The organism is Paenimyroides ummariense (assembly GCF_900115115.1).
Taxonomy (GTDB): Bacteria; Bacteroidota; Bacteroidia; order Flavobacteriales; family Flavobacteriaceae; genus Flavobacterium; species Flavobacterium ummariense.
In genome coordinates this window covers 164,941-184,878 of the sequence record NZ_FOVI01000004.1, presented here as the reverse complement: position 1 = coordinate 184,878, position 19,938 = coordinate 164,941, and the positions used below count along the sequence as shown (strand labels likewise).

Annotated in this window: 12 protein-coding genes; all 12 read left to right on the top strand. The window is 34.3% G+C overall.

Features of this window, described 5'->3' with window-relative positions:
- Window positions 1-7: 7 nt before the first annotated feature.
- A complete protein-coding gene (locus BM253_RS04770) occupies window positions 8-1,474 on the top strand; it encodes a hypothetical protein (RefSeq protein WP_091520017.1) in 1,467 nt (488 codons plus the stop codon).
- A complete protein-coding gene (locus tag BM253_RS04765) occupies window positions 1,474-2,427 on the top strand; it encodes a transketolase family protein (RefSeq protein WP_091520015.1) in 954 nt (317 codons plus the stop codon). Before BM253_RS04770 ends, BM253_RS04765 begins: the two co-directional genes overlap by 1 nt.
- Before the next feature lie 383 nt (window positions 2,428-2,810).
- On the top strand, window positions 2,811-3,413 hold the full coding sequence (locus BM253_RS04760) for a hypothetical protein (RefSeq protein WP_091520012.1): 603 nt from the start codon (window positions 2,811-2,813) through the stop codon (window positions 3,411-3,413).
- Window positions 3,414-3,577: 164 nt separating this feature from the next.
- Entirely contained in the window at window positions 3,578-6,586 is a 3,009-nt protein-coding gene (locus BM253_RS04755) for a tetratricopeptide repeat protein (RefSeq protein WP_091520008.1), read from the top strand.
- Window positions 6,587-6,592: 6 nt separating this feature from the next.
- On the top strand, window positions 6,593-8,347 hold the full coding sequence (locus tag BM253_RS04750; protein WP_091520006.1) for a TonB-dependent receptor: 1,755 nt from the start codon (window positions 6,593-6,595) through the stop codon (window positions 8,345-8,347).
- Between the two features lie 55 nt (window positions 8,348-8,402).
- A complete protein-coding gene (locus BM253_RS04745) occupies window positions 8,403-8,849 on the top strand; it encodes a hypothetical protein (RefSeq protein WP_091520001.1) in 447 nt (148 codons plus the stop codon).
- 127 nt (window positions 8,850-8,976) lie between these two features.
- Window positions 8,977-9,738: a class I SAM-dependent methyltransferase gene (locus BM253_RS04740; protein ID WP_091519998.1), complete on the top strand. Its 762-nt coding sequence runs from the start codon at window positions 8,977-8,979 to the stop codon at window positions 9,736-9,738.
- Window positions 9,739-9,915: 177 nt separating this feature from the next.
- A complete protein-coding gene (gene gyrB / locus BM253_RS04735; protein ID WP_091519994.1) occupies window positions 9,916-11,856 on the top strand; it encodes a DNA topoisomerase (ATP-hydrolyzing) subunit B in 1,941 nt (646 codons plus the stop codon).
- A 206-nt stretch (window positions 11,857-12,062) separates the two neighbouring features.
- Window positions 12,063-15,047, top strand: coding sequence for a protein translocase subunit SecDF (secDF, locus tag BM253_RS04730; RefSeq protein WP_091519991.1), 2,985 nt, complete (start codon window positions 12,063-12,065; stop codon window positions 15,045-15,047).
- Window positions 15,048-15,216: 169 nt separating this feature from the next.
- On the top strand, window positions 15,217-17,622 hold the full coding sequence (locus BM253_RS04725) for an alpha-ketoacid dehydrogenase subunit alpha/beta (RefSeq protein ID WP_091519987.1): 2,406 nt from the start codon (window positions 15,217-15,219) through the stop codon (window positions 17,620-17,622).
- A 137-nt stretch (window positions 17,623-17,759) separates the two neighbouring features.
- On the top strand, window positions 17,760-18,557 hold the full coding sequence (locus BM253_RS04720) for a hypothetical protein (protein WP_091519983.1): 798 nt from the start codon (window positions 17,760-17,762) through the stop codon (window positions 18,555-18,557).
- A 76-nt stretch (window positions 18,558-18,633) separates the two neighbouring features.
- Window positions 18,634-19,899 carry a cysteate-C-fatty acyltransferase gene (locus BM253_RS04715; RefSeq protein WP_091519980.1) on the top strand — a complete coding sequence of 422 codons (1,266 nt, stop codon included), beginning with the start codon at window positions 18,634-18,636 and terminating at the stop codon, window positions 19,897-19,899.
- Window positions 19,900-19,938 lie beyond the last annotated feature (39 nt).

Genomic DNA, 19,938 nt, shown 5'->3' with positions numbered 1-19,938 from the left:
ACACAGTATGAAAAAAATTGTTTGTTTAGCACTAAGCTTAACCGCATTTGTAGGTTTTGCACAAAATAATAAATCGGTAGAGTTTACCAAAAAGTTGAGTTATAAAATCGAAATGTCAGAGGATTCTTATAACGAATTCACCGAAGCCGAATATTCAAACATCAACTACGATCATTATTTAGATAAAAACAATAAAGAAAGTTTATTGTCTTTCTATTATAACGATACAGCTGCGGCAAGTTACGGCGGTAGCGAATCAAATTTTTTTGTAAGTAAAAATTGGATGGTTCCTTTGTCGGTTAGCGGAATTTCAAAAGCTGTAAATTATACTCCGTATGGTGCTTTTAAAATTCTGAACGAAGGACAGACAGTTACAAAATTAGATCGTAAGGGAACAATTGGTGGAACAAACTGTCAGTATTACGCTATTTTAAGAGATATTGATAACAAAGAAAGTTACGATTATTGTTTTTGTATAGATGAAAGCAATAAAATCAATAACGCAGAATCAATTTTTCCGGATTCAAAATTAAAAGGATTGATTTTATCGGTAGAATATAACACAGAAAGCTCTTATAAATTAGTTTATAAATCAAGCCAGAATGTAAGTCTAAAGTTGGATATCGATAGTGATAAAATTTCTGCAGATATTGAAGAATATCAAAAAAGTGTAGTTGAAGAATATCCGGTTGATGCGGCAGCAGTAGCAGTTGATTCAGTTTTAGCTTACGGAGATTACGGTAGTGTTTACAGCGATCCGTTATACACGTATAATTACGATGGCAGTGAGTTGCAAGATTACAGTTTGTACAGCTACATTACCCCGATTTATTCAGTAACTACAAATGCTTTGTACAATACAAAAGAATACGGCGGTGAGGGAACTTTAAATCGCGATCAGGTCGCTTCATTTTATAAAAAAGAGTCTAAGTCTTTAGTAAAAAACTTAAAATCTGCAAAAATGATTACTGCAGATCAAAAGAAAGAATTAGAAAAGTTCTTTAAAACACAAAACGAAAAAATAAAGAACTATGTACCTAATCAGCCTATAGATTACGCTGCAACAGATGTAGCTGAAGCTTATGCAGTTACTGATACGGCAGCTTACGCAGAAGACTACGATTATTACACAAAATATGAGTCTAGTTACAAAAATGAAACAATCGATGATATTGTTTTAGCTTATGATCTTGATGTAAAAGACAACGAAAAAATTAAAGAATACGCACCAGATTATTGTGATAATTTAAAAAGTAAAATTCCAAATTTCCAAAATAAAAGTTTAAGTACGCACGTTCATAATTTAACCGGACAAATTTGCGATTTATACCTTTATAATAACGGCGGAAACGTAGGTTATTTTGAAACGATAAACAGCATGCGTAAAAGCTACTTGGAAATAGAAAAATTAAGAAGTACCTTATCACAAAAAGATCAAAAATTACTTTTAGAATTTATAAAGAATTTAGATTAATGAAAAAATACACAAACTTAGGTAGTAAAGATACACGCTCTGGTTTCGGAGCAGGATTAACAGAATTAGGTCAAAAGAACGAAAACGTTGTGGCGTTGTGTGCCGATTTAATTGGTTCGTTAAAAATGGACGATTTTAAAAAGAATCATCCAGATCGTTTTTTTCAAGTAGGAATTGCCGAAGCTAATATGATTGGTTTGGCTGCCGGAATGACCATTGGAGGTAAAATTCCGTTTACAGGAACGTTTGCCAACTTTTCAACAGGTCGCGTATACGATCAAATTCGTCAATCGGTTGCCTATTCAGAGAAAAACGTGAAAATATGTGCATCACATGCCGGATTAACTTTAGGTGAAGACGGAGCAACGCATCAAATTTTAGAAGACATCGGCTTAATGAAAATGTTGCCGGGTGTAACCGTAATCAATACTTGCGATTACAACCAAACAAAAGCGGCTACATTAGCCATTGCCGATCACGAAGGTCCGGTTTATTTACGCTTTGGTCGCCCAGTAGTACCTAATTTTATTCCGGAAGATATGCCGTTTGAAATTGGTAAAGCCGTAGTACTTTCAGAAGGAACCGATGTTACCATTGTAGCAATAGGTCATTTGGTTTGGGAAGCATTACAAGCTGCCGAAGAATTAGAAAAAGAAGGAATTTCTGCTGAGGTTATCAACGTACACACCATAAAACCGTTAGACGAAGAAACCATTTTAAAATCGGTTGGTAAAACAGGTTGTATCGTAACTGCCGAAGAGCATAATTATTTAGGTGGCTTAGGTGAAAGTGTTTCAGGCGTTTTGGCATTAAACAAACCAACACCGCAAGAATTTGTAGCAGTAAACGATGTTTTCGGAGAATCTGGAACACCAGAAGCTTTAATGGAAAAATATGGTTTAAATGCTAAATCAATCATTGAAAAAGCTAAAAAAGTAATTACAAGAAAGTAATTTTTACTTTAAGTAAATCCATAAAAACAATAAAAGCAACCAAATTCCATGGTTGCTTTTATTGTTTTTAAAAGTGTAGAACTAATTCTATGATTTGATTATAAAAAGTACTACAAAAGATACTAAATCAAAAAAATAATTTTGTGTAGAATTTATTAAATCAAATCAAAAATGAAAAACCTTATTTTAAGTGCATTTACTCTTTTAAGTGTCAGTATTTATGCACAGGATATCAAAACTAAAAAGATAAAATTCTATTCGATAATGAAGAAATAGCAAAATTTGAAGAAAAGAAAAGGTTATACACCATATTTGATCTAAACGGAAATGTTATCGTAAAAATTAAACCTAATATTCACGTGATTAATGAAAATAGCAGAAAGGTGTATTATGAAGTATTTTCTGCAGATGAAACAAAATCCGTTTCTTTATACAATAAAAGCGAAAAGAGTCCACTTTCATTAGAAAAAAAGTTTTTAATTGATTTTACTTTAGGTGAATATAAATTATTTACACAAAATGGTATTGATACATCGGTTGTAACTGCAATGTTAGAATCTAATTTGAATGTTGAAGAAGAACTTAAAAATAGTTCGGCAGATGCTAATAAAGAAAAAGAGCGTTTAATAAAATTGTTTAAAGATGCCAGGTTAGACTTTGATAAAGAAGGTAATATCTTAAAAGACCGTAAGATTATTGGATCTTTCAAACGAAAAACCGATGATAACGGTGTAAATTATTTGTACGAAATTTATAATATCGATCAGAACTTAAATCACAATATAGTTGGCGTTTGGCACAGTTTAAAATCTAATGTAGGTTTTAACGGAAAGACTTATCCAACTGTTAATAATCAATTGTTATTTATTAATGACAAAGTGTATGAAATTGCAGGATCAAATTCAAGTAAGAACATGCAGTTAAGCATGGATGATTTAGCAATAATGATTACGGCATATGCTTTTGAAAATGGTTTAATAAAATAATTTTCTAAAGTTTAAAAACAATAAAAGCAACCAAATTTCATGGTTGCTTTTTTATTTATCATAATATTTACAAAATAAGCCGTTTAAACAATTAATAATCATATAAAGCGTAACAATAATATTATGATATTTTAATATATTTGGTACTTAAAAAAATAGTTGAAATGCGAAAAGCGAATCATTTTCTATATTTATCGTTTTTGTTGGGCGGTTTATCTGTACAGGCACAGCAATCATACAATTATATTCAAGAAAATAAAGATTTTTACGATGCCGTAAATCTTTACAACGAACAACAATATGCGGTAGCGCAGATTTTGTTCGATAAAACTAAAATCAAAAATAATAACGACGAAATTCAGGCAGAAAGTGCTTATTACAGTGCAAATTGTGCTATTCGTTTGGGTCAACCTGGAGCCGAACAAAAAATCAGTCAGTTTATTTACGATTATCCTACAAGCAGCAAACAGGCACAAGCGTATATTGATGTAAGTAATTTCTACTTTTCTCAAGGCGATTACGATCAGGCATTGCGTTATGCAGAGAAAATCAATGAAGATATTTTAGGTCCGGCTGATAAAGACCGTATCAATTTCCAGAAAGGATACGCGTATTTCAGCAAAAAGGAAAATAATAAAGCCAAAAACTATCTTGAAAAAGTTGATTTAGAAGGAACTTACGGCAATCAGGCAAAATATTATTTAGGATACATTTCTTACGCAAATAACGATTATACGCAAGCAAACGAATATTTTGCAAATGTAGAATCGGTAGAGAAATACCAGGAACGCATGGGTTATTACAAAGCCGATATGCAGTTCAAAAGCGGAAATTTCGATAAAGCTGTAGAAGAAGGGTTGGCACAAATGCCTAAATCAACCGAAGCAGAAAAATCAGAATTATCTAAAATCATTGGTGAAAGTTATTTCAACCTAAAACAATACGATAAAGCATTACCGTATTTATTGGCTTACGAAGGTAAAGACGGCAAATTAAGCAACGTAGATTTTTATCAGTTGGGATATTCGTATTATCAAAAGAAAGATTACGACAAGGCAGTTTCAGAATTCAATAAAATTATTGGCGGAAAAGATGCCGTTGCTCAAAACGCTTACTATCACTTAGGCGAAAGTTATCTGAAATTAGGTCAAAAAACACAAGCGTTAAATGCTTTTAAAAATGCTTCTGAAATGACTTTTTCAGCAAAAATTCAAGAAGACGCTTTTGCAAATTATGCCAAGTTAAGTTACGATATTGGTAATCCGTACAAAAGTGTTCCGGAAGTTATAACCGATTTCTTGGTGAAATATCCCGAAACGCCTTACAAAGCAGAGTTGAATGATTTGTTGATTGATTCATACATTTCAACCAAAAATTATCAGGCAGCATTAGAAGTTTTAGAATCGAACAGAACACAGTTGAACAAAGCAGCTTATCAAAAAGTTACTTTTTACCGTGGAGTTGAATATTTTAATGAAGGCAAATTCAGTTTAGCAAACGGAATGTTCAATAAATCGATTGCCGAACGTCAGGATAACAAATATGTGGCGCGTGCAACCTATTGGCGAGGTGAAAGTGAATATGCGTTAAATCGTTTCAGCGATGCGTACCAAACATTTACTACGTTTAAGCAATTGCCACAAGCTCAAAATACGCCGGAATTTAAAAGTGCCGAATATAATCTGGGTTATGCCGCTTATAAGTTGAAAAATTACAGCAACGCCAATACGCATTTTAAAAGCTATTTAAGTGTTGTTAAAGACGATGCCAAGAAAACTGATGCTACACTTCGTTTAGCAGACGGTTATTTTGTTACCAAACAATATTGGCCGGCTATGGAAATGTATAATTCCATACTAAACAGCAATTCGTCTTACAAAGATTATGCAGCGTTTCAAAAAGCGGTTTCTTATGGATTTGTTGATAAAAATCCGACTAAAATAGAAGAATTACAGAAATTCATATCAAACTATAAATCATCAAGTTTGGTAGATGATGCTTACTACGAATTAGGAAGCACGTATGCCAACAGCAATCAAACCAGCAAGGCAATTGAAACATTTAATCAGTTATTGACGAATTATCCTAAATCGAATTTGGCATCAAAAGCCATTTTGCGTCAGGGTGTGGTTTATATTAACGCGAACGATGAAGACAAAGCTATTGAACGATTCAAGAAAGTTGTGAACGATTATCCGGGATCACAAGATGCCATTGAAGCTGTTCAAAATGCCCGAATTGCTTATTTGGATACAGGCAGATCGAACGAATTTGCTGCTTGGGTAAAAGGATTAGATTTTGTTGATATTTCTACAGCCGAATTAGAAAACGATGTATATACTTCGGCAGAAAATCAAATGGCACAAAATAATAACGATGCTGCTTTAAAAAGTCTGAAAGATTATATTACAAATTATCCGAACGGTTTACATGCAACCAAAGCACACTTTAATATTGCCGAAATTAATTACGGAAAAGATAAGGTTGCCGATGCCAAAAGCAGTTATGAAAGTGTAATTAAACGTGGAAAATCGGAATACACTGAGCAAAGTTTGGTTCGTTTGGCTAACATTTATTTAACAGAAAAAGACAAGGCAAATGCAAAACGCGTTTTAACGCAGTTAGAGGCTGATGCAAGTAACGATACCAACAAATTGTTTGCGCAATCTAACTTAATGAAAGCTGCTTACGATGAAGGCGATACCGCAACCGCTGCAAAATACGCAAATATTTTAGCTGCAAATTCTAAAGTTGACAAGCGTATTAAAGCCGATGCTACAGCAATCAGTGCTCGAGTTGCCATTAAAAACAACGATACAGCAAATGCTCGTAAATTATACGAACAATTAAACACCATTGGTACGGGTGAATTCAAAGCCGAGGCATTATATTACGATGCTTATTTTAAAAATGCCGATAAAAAATACGATGCTTCTAATAAAACCGTTGAAAAATTGGTAAAAGAATACGCGGCTTACAAGTATTACAACGCTAAAGGACTGGTTTTACTGGCTAAAAACTTCTATCAGTTAAAAGACAGTTACCAGGCAACTTACATTTTAGAAAGCGTAGTTACGAATGCAACCGAGTTTGCAGATGTTGTTACAGAAGCTAAAACAGAGTTGGCGAAAATTAAGTCAGAAGAGGCGAAACGTAATTCATCGGTAAAATAATTTGTTATGAAAAAGTACTTATTTAGTATCACTATAGTAGCGGTGTTTTTTGCTAATCAGGCAAACGCTCAAGACGATAAAAACAAGAAAAACAACACGGTAGGAACAGAAGTTGTTAACGTAACATCAGAATATCAGGCAACGTTGAACGATGCTTTTAAAATTAACGACAACCCGTTGATTGAAGATGAAGACATCAATCAGAAAAAAGATGTAAAATATACGATTTTCTCGGTTCCGGTTGCATCAACTTTTTCTCCTGCTAAAGGCGAAGCTGCTAAGGTTGATAATGATTCACTTGCAAATTTCTACAATAATTATGCGTTGTTTGGCTACGGTAATTTTAATACCATTCGTGGTGAATTGGGTATTGTAGAAAAAATTGGATCGAACAATATGTATGCGGGCGGTTTCTTAAAGCATATTTCTTCTGGTGGAGGAATTGATGGAGTTGAGTTAGATGATTCTTTCAGTAAATCGAATTTAGATTTTACGTTGGGTCAGCGAAATGAAAATAGTCAGTGGAATACCCAATTTGGTGCCATGACATCGAAATACAACTGGTATGGAACTCCGGCAGATTTTTATGTATCGAATTTTAATTTCGATTTGGTTGATCCTTTACAGAAATACAATGATGTTCACATTGGCGGATCGTACGAAAGTTATATAGGTGCATTTGAAAAAGCAGATGTATCCTACAAATATTTCTGGGACGATTACGACAGTAAAGAAAGTAGATTTATTTTTGCTCCAAAGTTTAATATCGAATTGCCAAATAATACGGTTCATGTTAATTTAGAAGCCGATTATTTAAATATGCATTTTTCAAACAATGGTATTGATAATGCGATAGATAAATATAATTACTTAAACCTTTCGGTTAACCCAAGTATTAAGTTTTTTGATGCGAATTATTCGGTTGAAGTCGGTGCTGGTTTAACTTATATATTAGGAAAAGAGCGAGGTATAGAAGATAATTCACTGGTTGTTTATCCAATGGTGAAGGCTAATTTCAACTTGGTTCCAAACATTGTTCAGGCATATTTTGGCGCAGTGGGTGGAGTGAAACAAAACTCGTATGCCGATTTAGCTGAAGAAAATCCTTTCATTGCACCTGGAGGATCTACAATGGCACTAAAACCAACCAAAACAAATTACGATTTTTATGCAGGTTTAAAAGGAAAATTGTATCATAATTTATCGTACAACGTGCGTGCAAACTATAAGGTTGAAGACGATAAAGCCATGTTTACAATCAATCCGTACGATATCAACCTACAAAATAAACAAGGATACCAATACGGAAATTCATTTGGTTTAATTTACGATAAAGTAAATACCTTGAGTTTGTTTGGTGAATTGAATTTTGATTTTTCAGACAAAGCAAAAATTGCATTATCAGGCGAATACAACAATTACAGCGCAGAATATTACAACAATGTTTTTCATTTGCCACAAGGTAAAGTCAACGTAAATGTGTTGTACAATTTCACGAAACAGTGGTTTGCCGATGCTAATTTAGGATTTGTTGGTCAGCGTTATGAATTCAGCGGAGTGAATACGTTTCCAAGACCAGACGATATAAAGTTAGGCGATTATTACGATTTAAACCTTACGGTAGGTTTTAGACCAACTGCTCAATGGACGGTTTTTGTGAAAGGAATGAATTTAGCTAACGAAAATTATTTCCGTTTTAACCAATATCAGGTTCAAGGATTACAGGTTTTAGGTGGAGCTATGTATAAATTCGACTTTTAATAAAAGCATAAATAACAATAACACAAAAAGCTCTGAAAAGGGCTTTTTATTTTTTATGGATAGAAAAGAATTAAAACAACTGGTTTTAGATACTTTAAATAATCAGATTGAAAACCTACAAAATCAAATTTCGTCTTTATCAGAAGATGCACAGAACGATGCTAAAAGTTCTGCCGGCGATAAACACGAAACAAGTTTGGCAATGATGCATTTGGAGCAAGAAAAATTAAACGCCAAGTTGACCGAGTTTTTAGATATGCAGCAAGTTGCTTTAAAATTATCTGAAAGCAAAACGGTGGAAAAAGTAGTGTTAGGATCAATCGTTAAAACTAGTAAAGCCATTTTTTATGTAAGCGTTCCTATTCAGCCGGTTAACTATAAAAACACTCAGGTTTTTTGTGTATCGGTTTATGCGCCTTTAATTCAATCGTTATTAAATAAAGAAGTTGGGGCAGAAGTTACCTTTAATAATATATCGCACAAAATAGTTGAAATCTATTAGAAATTCATCAACTAAATAATTTCTTACTTCACATTTAAGTCGATTTAAATTAAATATTTCGATTAATTTCCGTAAAATTGCCCATGAAATCTACATAAAAAACACAGAGATTATTGCGGTCAACATTATGATAAAAAAAATATTAAAAAATATAAAAGCCATTAAATTTTACGCACAAGGAAAAAAGTTTTATAATGATCGATTTTATATTGATACTGAAAACAAAACCAACCGTGAAATTTCGAAAAAAGTTACAAGAACAGAAATTTTAAATTTTCTTTTATCATTAAAATCAAATCCTACAAATTATTTGGAGATTGGCGTTCGTAACCCTGCACATAATTTTGATTTAATCAACGCAAATACCAAATACAGTGTAGATCCCGGTGTAGAATTTGCTGAGAATCCTGTCGATTTTAAAATGACAAGTGATGATTTTTTCAAGAAATTATCAGCAGGTGAAATTTTATCTAAAGACATAAAATTCGATGTGATCTTTATTGATGGCTTACATCTTGCTGAGCAAACAGATAAAGATATTGTAAATGCATTTGAATATTTGCACGAAGATGGATTTGTTGTTTTGCACGATTGTAATCCGCCTACCGAATGGCATGCAAGAGAAAATTACGATTACCACAACACGCCCGCCCATAAATATTGGAACGGTACAACTTGGAAGGCATTTTTAAAATGGCGATGCAATGCAGTTGTAAATTCGTGTTGTATTGATGCAGATTGGGGCGTTGGTATTTTATCTAAAAAACATTTAATTGGTAACAGCATTGAATCTGTAAATCCGTTTTTTGAATATTATATTTTTAATGAGAACAGACAAAAAGAATTAAACCTAATTGATTTTGAGTTATTTAAGAAATACTTTAATTAATTTAATATCTTTTTAAAATATCAATTTATTTAATATTACGAAATCAAGCCATAAATCAACTTTTATATAGTTTAAGTGTTCATAACTACACAAAGAATAAATGCTATTAGATATAAGAAATTCGCTAAAATTTCGTATATTTGTAGTTAAGTTTATTATTTAGTACACCTATTTATTATGAGTGAAGAAATAAAGAAAAATTCGTATTCTGCCGATAGTATTCAGGCATTAGAAGGTATGGAGCACGTACGTATGCGTCCGTCAATGTATATTGGCGATGTAGGCGTTCGCGGTTTGCACCACTTAGTTTACGAAGTTGTAGATAACTCGATTGACGAAGCTTTGGCAGGTTACTGCGATTCTATTCAGGTTATCATTAATCAAGACAATTCAGTTACAGTTCAAGATAACGGTCGTGGTATCCCGGTAGATATGCACAAAAAAGAAGGCGTATCTGCGTTAGAGGTTGTTATGACAAAAATTGGTGCAGGTGGTAAATTCGATAAAGATTCTTATAAGGTTTCTGGTGGATTGCACGGGGTAGGTGTATCTTGTGTAAATGCTTTATCTGATCATTTACGTGCCGAAGTTCACCGTGATGGTAAAATTTGGGAGCAAGAGTACGAGCGTGGTAAAGCAGTTTATCCGGCACGTCCAATTGGCGAAACAAATATTACAGGTACAAAAGTTACTTTTAAGCCCGATGGTACCATTTTTACGCATACTTTAGAATATTCATACGATACTCTTGCAGCACGTTTACGTGAACTGTCGTTTCTTAATAAAGGAATTCATATTACACTTACAGATTTGCGCGATGTTGATGAAGAAGGAAAAGCGAAAAACGAAGTTTTTCATTCAACAGAAGGATTAAGTGAATATGTTCGTTTTTTAGATGGTAACCGTACACCAATCATTAGCCATGTAATCAATATGGAAAGTGAAAAAGGTGAAATTCCTGTAGAAGTTGCCTTGATTTATAACGACAGTTATTCAGAAAATATTTACTCGTATGTAAATAACATTAATACACACGAAGGCGGTACCCACTTACAAGGTTTCCGTATGGGATTAACCCGTACCTTAAAAAAATATGCAGATGCTTCTGGTTTATTGGATAAATTGAAGTTTGAAATTTCGGGTGATGATTTCCGTGAAGGTTTAACAGCAATTATTTCTGTTAAAGTAATGGAACCACAGTTTGAGGGGCAAACTAAATCAAAACTTGGTAACCGTGAAGTGGTTTCTCCTGTTTCTCAAGGTGTTGCCGATATGTTAGAAGCTTATTTAGAAGAGAATCCGCAAGACGCAAAAATCATTATTCAAAAAGTTATTTTAGCAGCACAGGCACGCCACGCAGCTAAAAAGGCACGCGAAATGGTGCAGCGTAAAACGGTTATGAGCGGCGGTGGTTTACCTGGTAAACTTTCTGACTGTTCTGAACAAGATCCTGAAAAATGTGAGATTTTCTTTGTCGAGGGAGATTCGGCAGGTGGAACTGCGAAACAAGGTCGCGACCGTAACTTTCAAGCAATTATGCCATTACGTGGTAAAATCTTGAATGTTGAAAAAGCAATGGGACACAAAGTGTTCGAAAACGAAGAAATTCGCAATATTTTCACAGCATTGGGAGTAACTATTGGTACCGAAGAAGACAGTAAAGCATTAAATTTATCAAAATTACGTTACCATAAAGTTGTAATTATGTGTGATGCCGATGTTGACGGTAGCCACATTGCTACTTTAATTTTAACATTCTTGTTCCGTTACATGCGCGAATTAATTGAAAAAGGATACGTTTATATTGCAACTCCGCCATTATACATGGTTAAAAAAGGAACAAAAAAGCAATATGCTTGGAACGATGACGAACGTATTGCTTTAATGGAACAAATGGGACAAGGTTCGTCGGTACAACGTTACAAAGGTTTAGGAGAGATGAATGCAGAGCAGTTGTGGGAAACTACAATGAATCCTGAATTTAGAACGCTACGTCAGATCAATCTTGATAATTTGGCAGAAGCAGACCGAGTATTCTCCATGTTAATGGGTGATGAAGTTCCGCCACGTAGAGAATTTATCGAGAAAAATGCTGTTTACGCAAAAATCGATGCTTAATCAAAATAATTTAAAACCAGCTTTTAGCTGGTTTTTTTATACCCAAAATTGTTAATAACATCATAAAAAGATGTTCAAATAAACACCTTTTTTTATTGTTAAATCTTTTGTGAAGTTATATATTTGTCCGTTTTATATATTTTTTTCGTTTTTTCGGCGATGAATGTATCAAACAAAATCATTTAAAAACTATTAATTTTTTAAAAATGCAGAATAAAGGACTCGTTAAGTTTATTGCGATTGTTTTTGCGTTGGTAAGTATTTACCAATTGTCCTTTACGTTTGTAACGAATCATTACGAGAGTAAGGCAAAAGAATTTGCTAATGGTGATTTAACCAAAGAAGCTCGTTATTTAGATTCTATTTCAAACGAAAAGGTTTATTTAGGTCAAACTTTTGCTGAAGTGCGTTCAAAGCAAATTCAAAAAGGTTTAGATTTAGAAGGAGGTATCAATGTGATGCTTCAAATTTCTGTTAAAGACATCTTGAAAGGATTGTCTAACGACTCAAAAAATGCAGTGTTCAACCAAGCTTTAGCAGAAGCAGAGAAGAACCGCGATGGAAATCAAACATTTTTAGAATCGTTCTATGAATCTTTCGAAAAAATTTCGGCAGGCAAAGTAAAATTGGCTTCTTCTGAAATTTTCTCAAACAGAAATTTACAGGAGATCAACACTTCAATGACTGATGCCCAAGTAAAAACAATTTTAAACAGAAAGGTAAAAGAATCAATTGAAAGTGCCTACAAAGTAATTGGTGAGCGTATTGACCAATTTGGTGTAGTATCGCCAACAATTCAAATGGTTGGTGAATCGGGCAGAATTTTGGTTGAATTACCTGGTGCAAAAGACATCGATCGTATCAAAAACTTACTACAGTCAACTGCACAATTAGAGTTTTGGGAAACTTACAAAGGCGACGAAGTTGGGCAGTTTATCATGGCTGCAAACAACGTTTTAAAAGAAAAAGCCACAAAACCAGTTGCGGCTACTAATGATACCGTTGCAAAAGCAGAACCTAAAAACGATGTTGATAAATTATTAACAGGAGTTTCTAAAGATACAGCGGCAGCTAAAACAGAAGATGCAGGTCCAATTTTATCTTTAATACAAGCACCGGGTTATCAAGGTTCGCCTATTATTGCATTCTTTGCAACGAAAGATACCGCACAAATTAATACGTATTTAAAAGATCCGCAGGTAAGAAGTTTATTAAGCGGTGAATTGCGTCATGTGAGATTTGCGTGGGGTAAAGCTAAAAAAGATGCAAACATTGTTGAATTATACGCTTTAAAAGGGAATGCACAAAATATTGCACCTTTATCAGGATCTGTTGTAACCGAGGCTCGTGATGATTACGATCAAATTACAGGAAAACCGGTTGTGTCAATGCAAATGAATGCCAACGGAGCAAAAGCTTGGGAAGCATTAACAGGTAAAGCATACAGCCAACAATCAAACATTGCTATTGTTTTAGATAATGTTGTTTACTCGGCTCCGGGTGTAACTACAGGACCAATTGCTGGTGGTAGTTCAAGTATTTCGGGTGATTTCACTGTTCAAGAAACAAAAGATTTAGCTAATATTTTAAAAGCAGGTAAATTACCGGCTTCTGCAGATATCGTTTCATCAGAAATCGTTGGTCCTTCATTAGGTCAGGCAGCGATTGATGCTGGTATCAATTCATCATTAGTAGGTTTGTTTATCATAGCAGCGTGGATGGTTTTCTTCTACGGTAAAGCAGGTTGGTTTGCAAACATTGCATTAACAGTAAACTTATTATTCTTATTTGCAGTATTTACAGCATTTGGTTTTGTGTTAACATTACCTGGTATTGCGGGTATCGTATTAACAATTGGTACGGCGGTTGATACAAACATTCTTATATACGAAAGGGCAAAAGAATCGCTTCGTGAGGGTCATTCGGTTAAGGACGCTATAAAACATTCATTCTCTTGGAATGGAGCAATGTCTGCAATTGTGGATGCTAACGTTACAACCGCTTTAACTGGTATTGTATTAGTTATTTTTGGTTCTGGTCCTATAAAAGGATTTGCGGTTACCTTATTAATTGGTATTGTAACATCATTATTCACTGCTATTGTTATTACCAGAATTTTGGTTGATACAGCGGCGGCAAGAGATTCTAAATTGGCTTTCAGTACAAAAATTACACGTAACTGGTTTACAAATATGAATTTCGATTTCATTGGGAAAAAGAAAATTGCTTACATATTTACATCAGTTATCATGTTGTTATGTATTGCTACTTTATTCTTTAACGGATTGAATTACGGAACCGATTTTACCGGTGGTAGAACATTCCAGGTTCAGTTTGATAATGAAGTGGATGCATCGGCAGTATCAAACAAATTATCGAAAGAGTTCGACAGTAATGTAGAAGCTAAAGTTTTTGGTAAGGAAACTAAATTAAAAATTACTACAAAATATAGAGTAGAAGAGCAAGGTACTAAAGTAGACCAAGAAGTAAATCAAGTGATGTACGAAAACTTGAAACCTTTCTTTAAAACTCCGTTAACTTATGAGCAGTTTACAAAACCAAGCGAAAATGGTTTAGGTATTGTACAGGCTTCTAAAGTTGGTCCAACCGTGGCAAAAGACGTTAAGACCGATGCTTACTGGGCTGTTGGTGGTGCATTGTTAATTGTATTTGTTTACTTGGCACTTTCGTTCCGCAGATGGCAGTATTCATTAGGTGCAGTTGCAGCCGTAGCACACGATGCATTGTTTGTTTTAGGAGTTTATTCGTTCTTCTACAAATTTGCACCGTTTAATATGGAGGTTGATCAATCATTAGTAGCAGCATTGCTTACGGTAATTGGTTACTCTTTGAACGATACCGTAATTGTATTTGACCGTGTTCGTGAGTACATTAAAGGTGATGCAGAAGGATCATTCGAAGAAGTGGTAAATAAATCAATTAACACTACTTTGTCAAGAACATTCAATACATCAGCAACAGTAATCGTGGTATTATTAATCATGTTTATTTTTGGTGGTGAATCAATCCGTGGATTTGTATTCGCAATGTTGTTAGGTATTGGTGTAGGTACATATTCATCGTTATTTATTTCAACTCCAATTTTGGTTGATACCATTAAAGGTTCTGCAGAACGCGAACGCGCCGCTGCATTACAAGCAAAACAAGAAAATTCTCAAGAAACAGAATAATTTTTGTTTAATATAAACTAAAGCCGCTCGAAAGAGTGGCTTTTTTATTTTAATAAAATAATATCTAAAAGCGTGTTTGGTTATTATAAGTTTAAACAAAATTAGTTTTTTAGCGATTGTTTTCGTAATTTCGTAAATTATTACATTTTGTTTCAAACAGTTTCTATATATGAATCAGGCAACTACAAAAGAAGCTTTAACTTTTGAAGACTTTAAAAAAGAGGTTTTAAACGATTACAAAACAGCACGTATTTCTCGTGAATGTAGTTTGTTAGGTCGTAAAGAGGTTTTAACCGGGAAAGCAAAGTTTGGTATTTTTGGCGACGGAAAAGAAGTTCCGCAGCTTGCAATGGCAAAGGCTTTTAAAAACGGAGATTTCCGTTCGGGTTACTACCGTGATCAAACCTTTATGATGGCTATTGGCGCATTGAACATCCAGCAGTTTTTTGCAGGATTGTACGGTCATGCCGATATTACCCAAGATCCAATGTCTGGTGGTCGTCAAATGGGTGGGCATTTTGCTACGCACAGTTTAGACGAAAACGGCGAGTGGAAAAATCTTACACAACAAAAAAATTCAAGTTCAGATATTTCTCCAACAGCAGGGCAAATGCCTCGTTTGTTAGGTTTGGCGCAAGCATCAAAAATTTATCGTGAATTCCCGAATGCAGATAAAGATCAAAAATTTTCTGTAAACGGAAATGAAGTTGCTTGGGGAACAATTGGTAACGCATCAACTTCTGAAGGATTGTTTTTTGAAACGATCAACGCAGCAGGTGTATTGCAAGTACCAATGGTAATGAGTGTTTGGGACGATATGTACGGAATTTCGGTTCACGCACGCCATCAAACAACAAAAGAAAGTATTTCGGAAATTTTAAAAGGTTTCCAAAAAGAAGAAGATACCAACGGATACGAAGTTTTAACCGTTTTGGGTTGGGATTATCCTGCGTTGGTTGATACCTATGCAAAAGCAGCACAAATTGCACGCGCAAATCATATTCCGGTTTTAATTCACGTAAAAGAATTAACACAGCCACAAGGTCACTCAACTTCTGGTTCGCACGAACGTTACAAATCTGCAGACCGTTTACAGTGGGAAGGCGATTTTGATTGTATCGTTAAAATGCGTTCTTGGATGATTGATAACAATATTGCTACAAGCGAAGAATTAGATACGTTAGATATCGAATTAAAAAAAGAGGTTTTGGCGGGTAAAAAAGCAGCTTGGGAAGCATATTTGAATCCTATCAAAGAAGAAAGAACTGCGTTGATCGAAGTTTTAAATTCTGTAGCATCATCATCGGCAAACAAAGTGTTTATCGAAAAAATGATTGCTGATTTAAGCGGGATCAAAGAACCAATCCGCAAAGATAATTTAACTACTGCACGTAAAATTTTGCGTATGGTTATTGGCGAAGCTGGTCAAAGTGCTTTAGCAGCGTGGATTCAGAATTACACCAACGAAATTCAGCCAAAATTCAGTTCGCATTTGATGTCGCAATCATCAAGCAAGGCAGAAAATGTAGAAGAGATTTTACCTGTTTACGATGATAGCTCAGAAATGGTTGATGCCCGTTTAATTATTCGTAATAATTTCGATAAGATATTCGAAACTTATCCTGAAACATTAATTTTCGGAGAAGATTCTGGAAATATTGGTGATGTGAATCAAGGTTTAGAAGGTTTACAGGAAAAATACGGCGAAGCAAGAGTTTCCGATGCAGGTATTCGCGAAGCAAGTATTTTAGGTCAGGGTATTGGTATGGCAATGCGCGGTTTGCGTCCAATTGCAGAAATCCAGTATTTAGATTATTTATTGTACGCTTTACAAATCATGAGCGACGATTTAGCAACGGTTCAGTACAGAACTGCTGGTAAACAGAAAGCACCGCTTATTGTTCGTACGCGTGGTCACCGTTTAGAAGGTATCTGGCATTCGGGTTCGCCAATGGGAATGATCATTAATGCCATTCGCGGTATGCACGTTTTGGTTCCAAGAAGTATGACAAAAGCTGCAGGTTTTTACAATACCTTGTTGAAAGGCGATGAGCCAGCGTTGGTTATTGAATGTTTAAATGGTTACCGTTTAAAAGAGAAAATGCCTAATAATATTGGTGAATTTACTACGCCGATTGGTGTGGTTGAAACCATAAAACAAGGAACCGATTTAACAATTGTTTCTTACGGATCTACTTTAAGAATTGTTGAGCAAGCTGCAAAAGAATTGATGGAAATTGGTATCGACGTAGAAATTATCGATGCGCAATCTTTATTACCTTTTGATAAAAACCATGATTGTGTAAAATCACTTCAAAAAACAAACCGTTTGTTGGTGGTAGATGAAGATGTACCTGGTGGAGCATCGGCTTATATCTTACAACAGATTGTAGATGTTCAGGAAGGATACAAATTCTTAGACAGCAAACCAGAAACATTGGCTGCAAAACCACACAGACCTTCATACGGAACAGATGGTGATTATTTTTCTAAACCATCGGCAGAAGATGTTTTTGAAAAAGTATATGCAATTATGGGTGAAGCAAATCCAAAAAAATATCCAAGTTTATATTAAAGAAATAAAGAAAATAGATGAAAGATGAAAGACTAATTGTTAATCTTTTATTTTTTAAAGTATCATAAATAGTTTCTATTACATTAAGCACCTTATTTAGGTGCTTTTTTTTATATTTGATAAATTATTAATGTATAATGAAATACAATCCGTTTAAAATTATAATCTGGGTGCTGTTTTTAGTTTTTGTTTTGCTAAACAGCGTACGCTTATTTATTTACGGTTTTGTAATCAGTTTTATGATTGTGATTATCGACCGTGCTTTTTTTGGAACACGCAAAAGATCCGATACACAATTTTTAAATCTGTTTTTAACTTTTACGTCGATTTTTGCACTATGTTATACTTTTTCGCCTTTTTTCAGATCGATCGAATTTAAAATATCGCATCCTCGTTGGGAAAAGCTCGAGATTGTTTCGGTAGAAAAATCAGTTACCCAAAAAGTATCTACACCTTTTAATTTTTTAGAGAAAGAATACACAAATATTACTGTAAATTATATTGATGAATTCGGAAAAGCTCAAGCAAAAAGCGAAGAAATCAAGCATTATGCTATATTAGGTTTTGAACCGTTGTTCAACAAAAAAACAATTGAAAACGAGTTAGATTATATCCACAGTCGCAGTTTAAATAAACTCATCAATAAAAAAGCAATCAATCTGTACCAGCATCCATCAAAAGATAAAATGAAGGTTTTTAAAGGGAATGATGCTTTTGCACTGCGCCATTCCATAGGTTTCCAAATTGCGTTGCTTATAACGTATATTTTGTTTGTATCGCTTACGGTTTACTGTATTTATAAATTTAATCATTTGGCAGCCGCATTAAAATCATCAAACATAAAAGAACAAAAATCAGCCTATATCATCTTACTTATTTTAATTTACAGTTATTTGGTGGTGGGCATTACGGTTGCACATTATTTAAAATTTTAATTTTGCAACCAGATTAAATTAAATACATTACATTAAAAAATTCACTAACTTTGCACGGTTTTAAAAAACAAATAAAATGGTTAAAGATTTATTTGAAAGAATTCACGATAATAAAGGTCCGTTAGGTAAATGGGCTTCACAGGCAGAAGGTTACTTTGTATTTCCTAAATTAGAAGGGAAATTAGGACCAAGAATGCAGTTTCAAGGGAAAGAAGTTTTAAACTGGTCTATAAACGACTATTTAGGTTTGGCTACGCATCCTGAAGTAATGAAAGCAGATGCTGATGCAGCGGCAGAATTTGGTGCAGCTTATCCAATGGGTGCACGTATGATGTCTGGACATACAGATTGGCACGAAAAATTACAAAACGAATTGGCTGCTTTTGTACATAAAGAAGCTGCTTATTTGTTGAATTTTGGTTACCAGGGAATGGTTTCTACCATTGATGCTTTGGTTACTAAAAACGACGTAATTGTTTACGATGTTGATTCTCATGCATGTATTATCGATGGTGTTCGTTTGCACATGGGTAAACGTTTTACTTACAAACATAACGATGTAGAGTCTTTAGAAAAGAATTTACAGCGTGCTACTAAAATGGCAGCAGAGCAAAACGGAGGTATTTTGGTTATTACCGAAGGTGTCTTTGGTATGCGGGGTCAGCAAGGTAAATTAAAAGAAATTGTTGCTTTAAAAGAAAAATACAATTTCCGTTTGTTGGTTGATGATGCACACGGTTTTGGAACATTAGGAAAAACAGGAGCCGGTGCAGGTGAGGAGCAGGAATGTCAAGATGGTATCGATGTGTACTTTTCTACATTCGCAAAATCAATGGCGTCAATCGGGGCATTTATTGCTGCAGATCAAGATATTATCGATTACTTAAAATACAACCTGCGTTCACAAATGTTTGCTAAAGCATTGCCAATGATTTTGGTAAAAGGAGCTTTAAAACGTTTACAATTGTTAAGAGAAAATCCAAGTTTAAAAGATACATTATGGGATAACGTAAACCGTTTACAAAATGGTTTAAAAGACCGAGGATTTAATATTGGCGATACCAACACTTGCGTTACTCCGGTTTATTTGGAAGGATCGATACCAGAAGCAATGATTATGGTAAACGATTTACGTGAAAATTACGGTATTTTCTTATCAATTGTAGTGTATCCGGTAATCCCGAAAGGAATTATTTTATTACGTGTAATTCCAACGGCATCGCATAGTTTTGATGATATCGATCAAACTTTAGCCGCTTTTGAAGCTATTCGTGGCAAATTAGTTGATGGAACGTACAAAAAAATTGCTGCCGAAACTACGGTTGATATGGAAGCGCAATAATTTTTGAAGTTATAATATAGAAAAACGCCCGATCAGTTC

What these genes read in the sequence shown, in the direction of transcription:
- BM253_RS04770 (WP_091520017.1), top strand. Translation starts at nt 8, where the DNA reads ATGAAAAAAATTGTTTGTTTAGCACTAAGCTTAACCGCATTTGTAGGT.
- BM253_RS04765 (WP_091520015.1), top strand. Translation starts at nt 1,474, where the DNA reads ATGAAAAAATACACAAACTTAGGTAGTAAAGATACACGCTCTGGTTTC.
- BM253_RS04755 (WP_091520008.1), top strand. Translation starts at nt 3,578, where the DNA reads ATGCGAAAAGCGAATCATTTTCTATATTTATCGTTTTTGTTGGGCGGT.
- BM253_RS04750 (WP_091520006.1), top strand. Translation starts at nt 6,593, where the DNA reads ATGAAAAAGTACTTATTTAGTATCACTATAGTAGCGGTGTTTTTTGCT.
- BM253_RS04745 (WP_091520001.1), top strand. Translation starts at nt 8,403, where the DNA reads ATGGATAGAAAAGAATTAAAACAACTGGTTTTAGATACTTTAAATAAT.
- BM253_RS04740 (WP_091519998.1), top strand. Translation starts at nt 8,977, where the DNA reads ATGATAAAAAAAATATTAAAAAATATAAAAGCCATTAAATTTTACGCA.
- gyrB (WP_091519994.1), top strand. Translation starts at nt 9,916, where the DNA reads ATGAGTGAAGAAATAAAGAAAAATTCGTATTCTGCCGATAGTATTCAG.
- secDF (WP_091519991.1), top strand. Translation starts at nt 12,063, where the DNA reads ATGCAGAATAAAGGACTCGTTAAGTTTATTGCGATTGTTTTTGCGTTG.
- BM253_RS04725 (WP_091519987.1), top strand. Translation starts at nt 15,217, where the DNA reads ATGAATCAGGCAACTACAAAAGAAGCTTTAACTTTTGAAGACTTTAAA.
- BM253_RS04720 (WP_091519983.1), top strand. Translation starts at nt 17,760, where the DNA reads ATGAAATACAATCCGTTTAAAATTATAATCTGGGTGCTGTTTTTAGTT.
- BM253_RS04715 (WP_091519980.1), top strand. Translation starts at nt 18,634, where the DNA reads ATGGTTAAAGATTTATTTGAAAGAATTCACGATAATAAAGGTCCGTTA.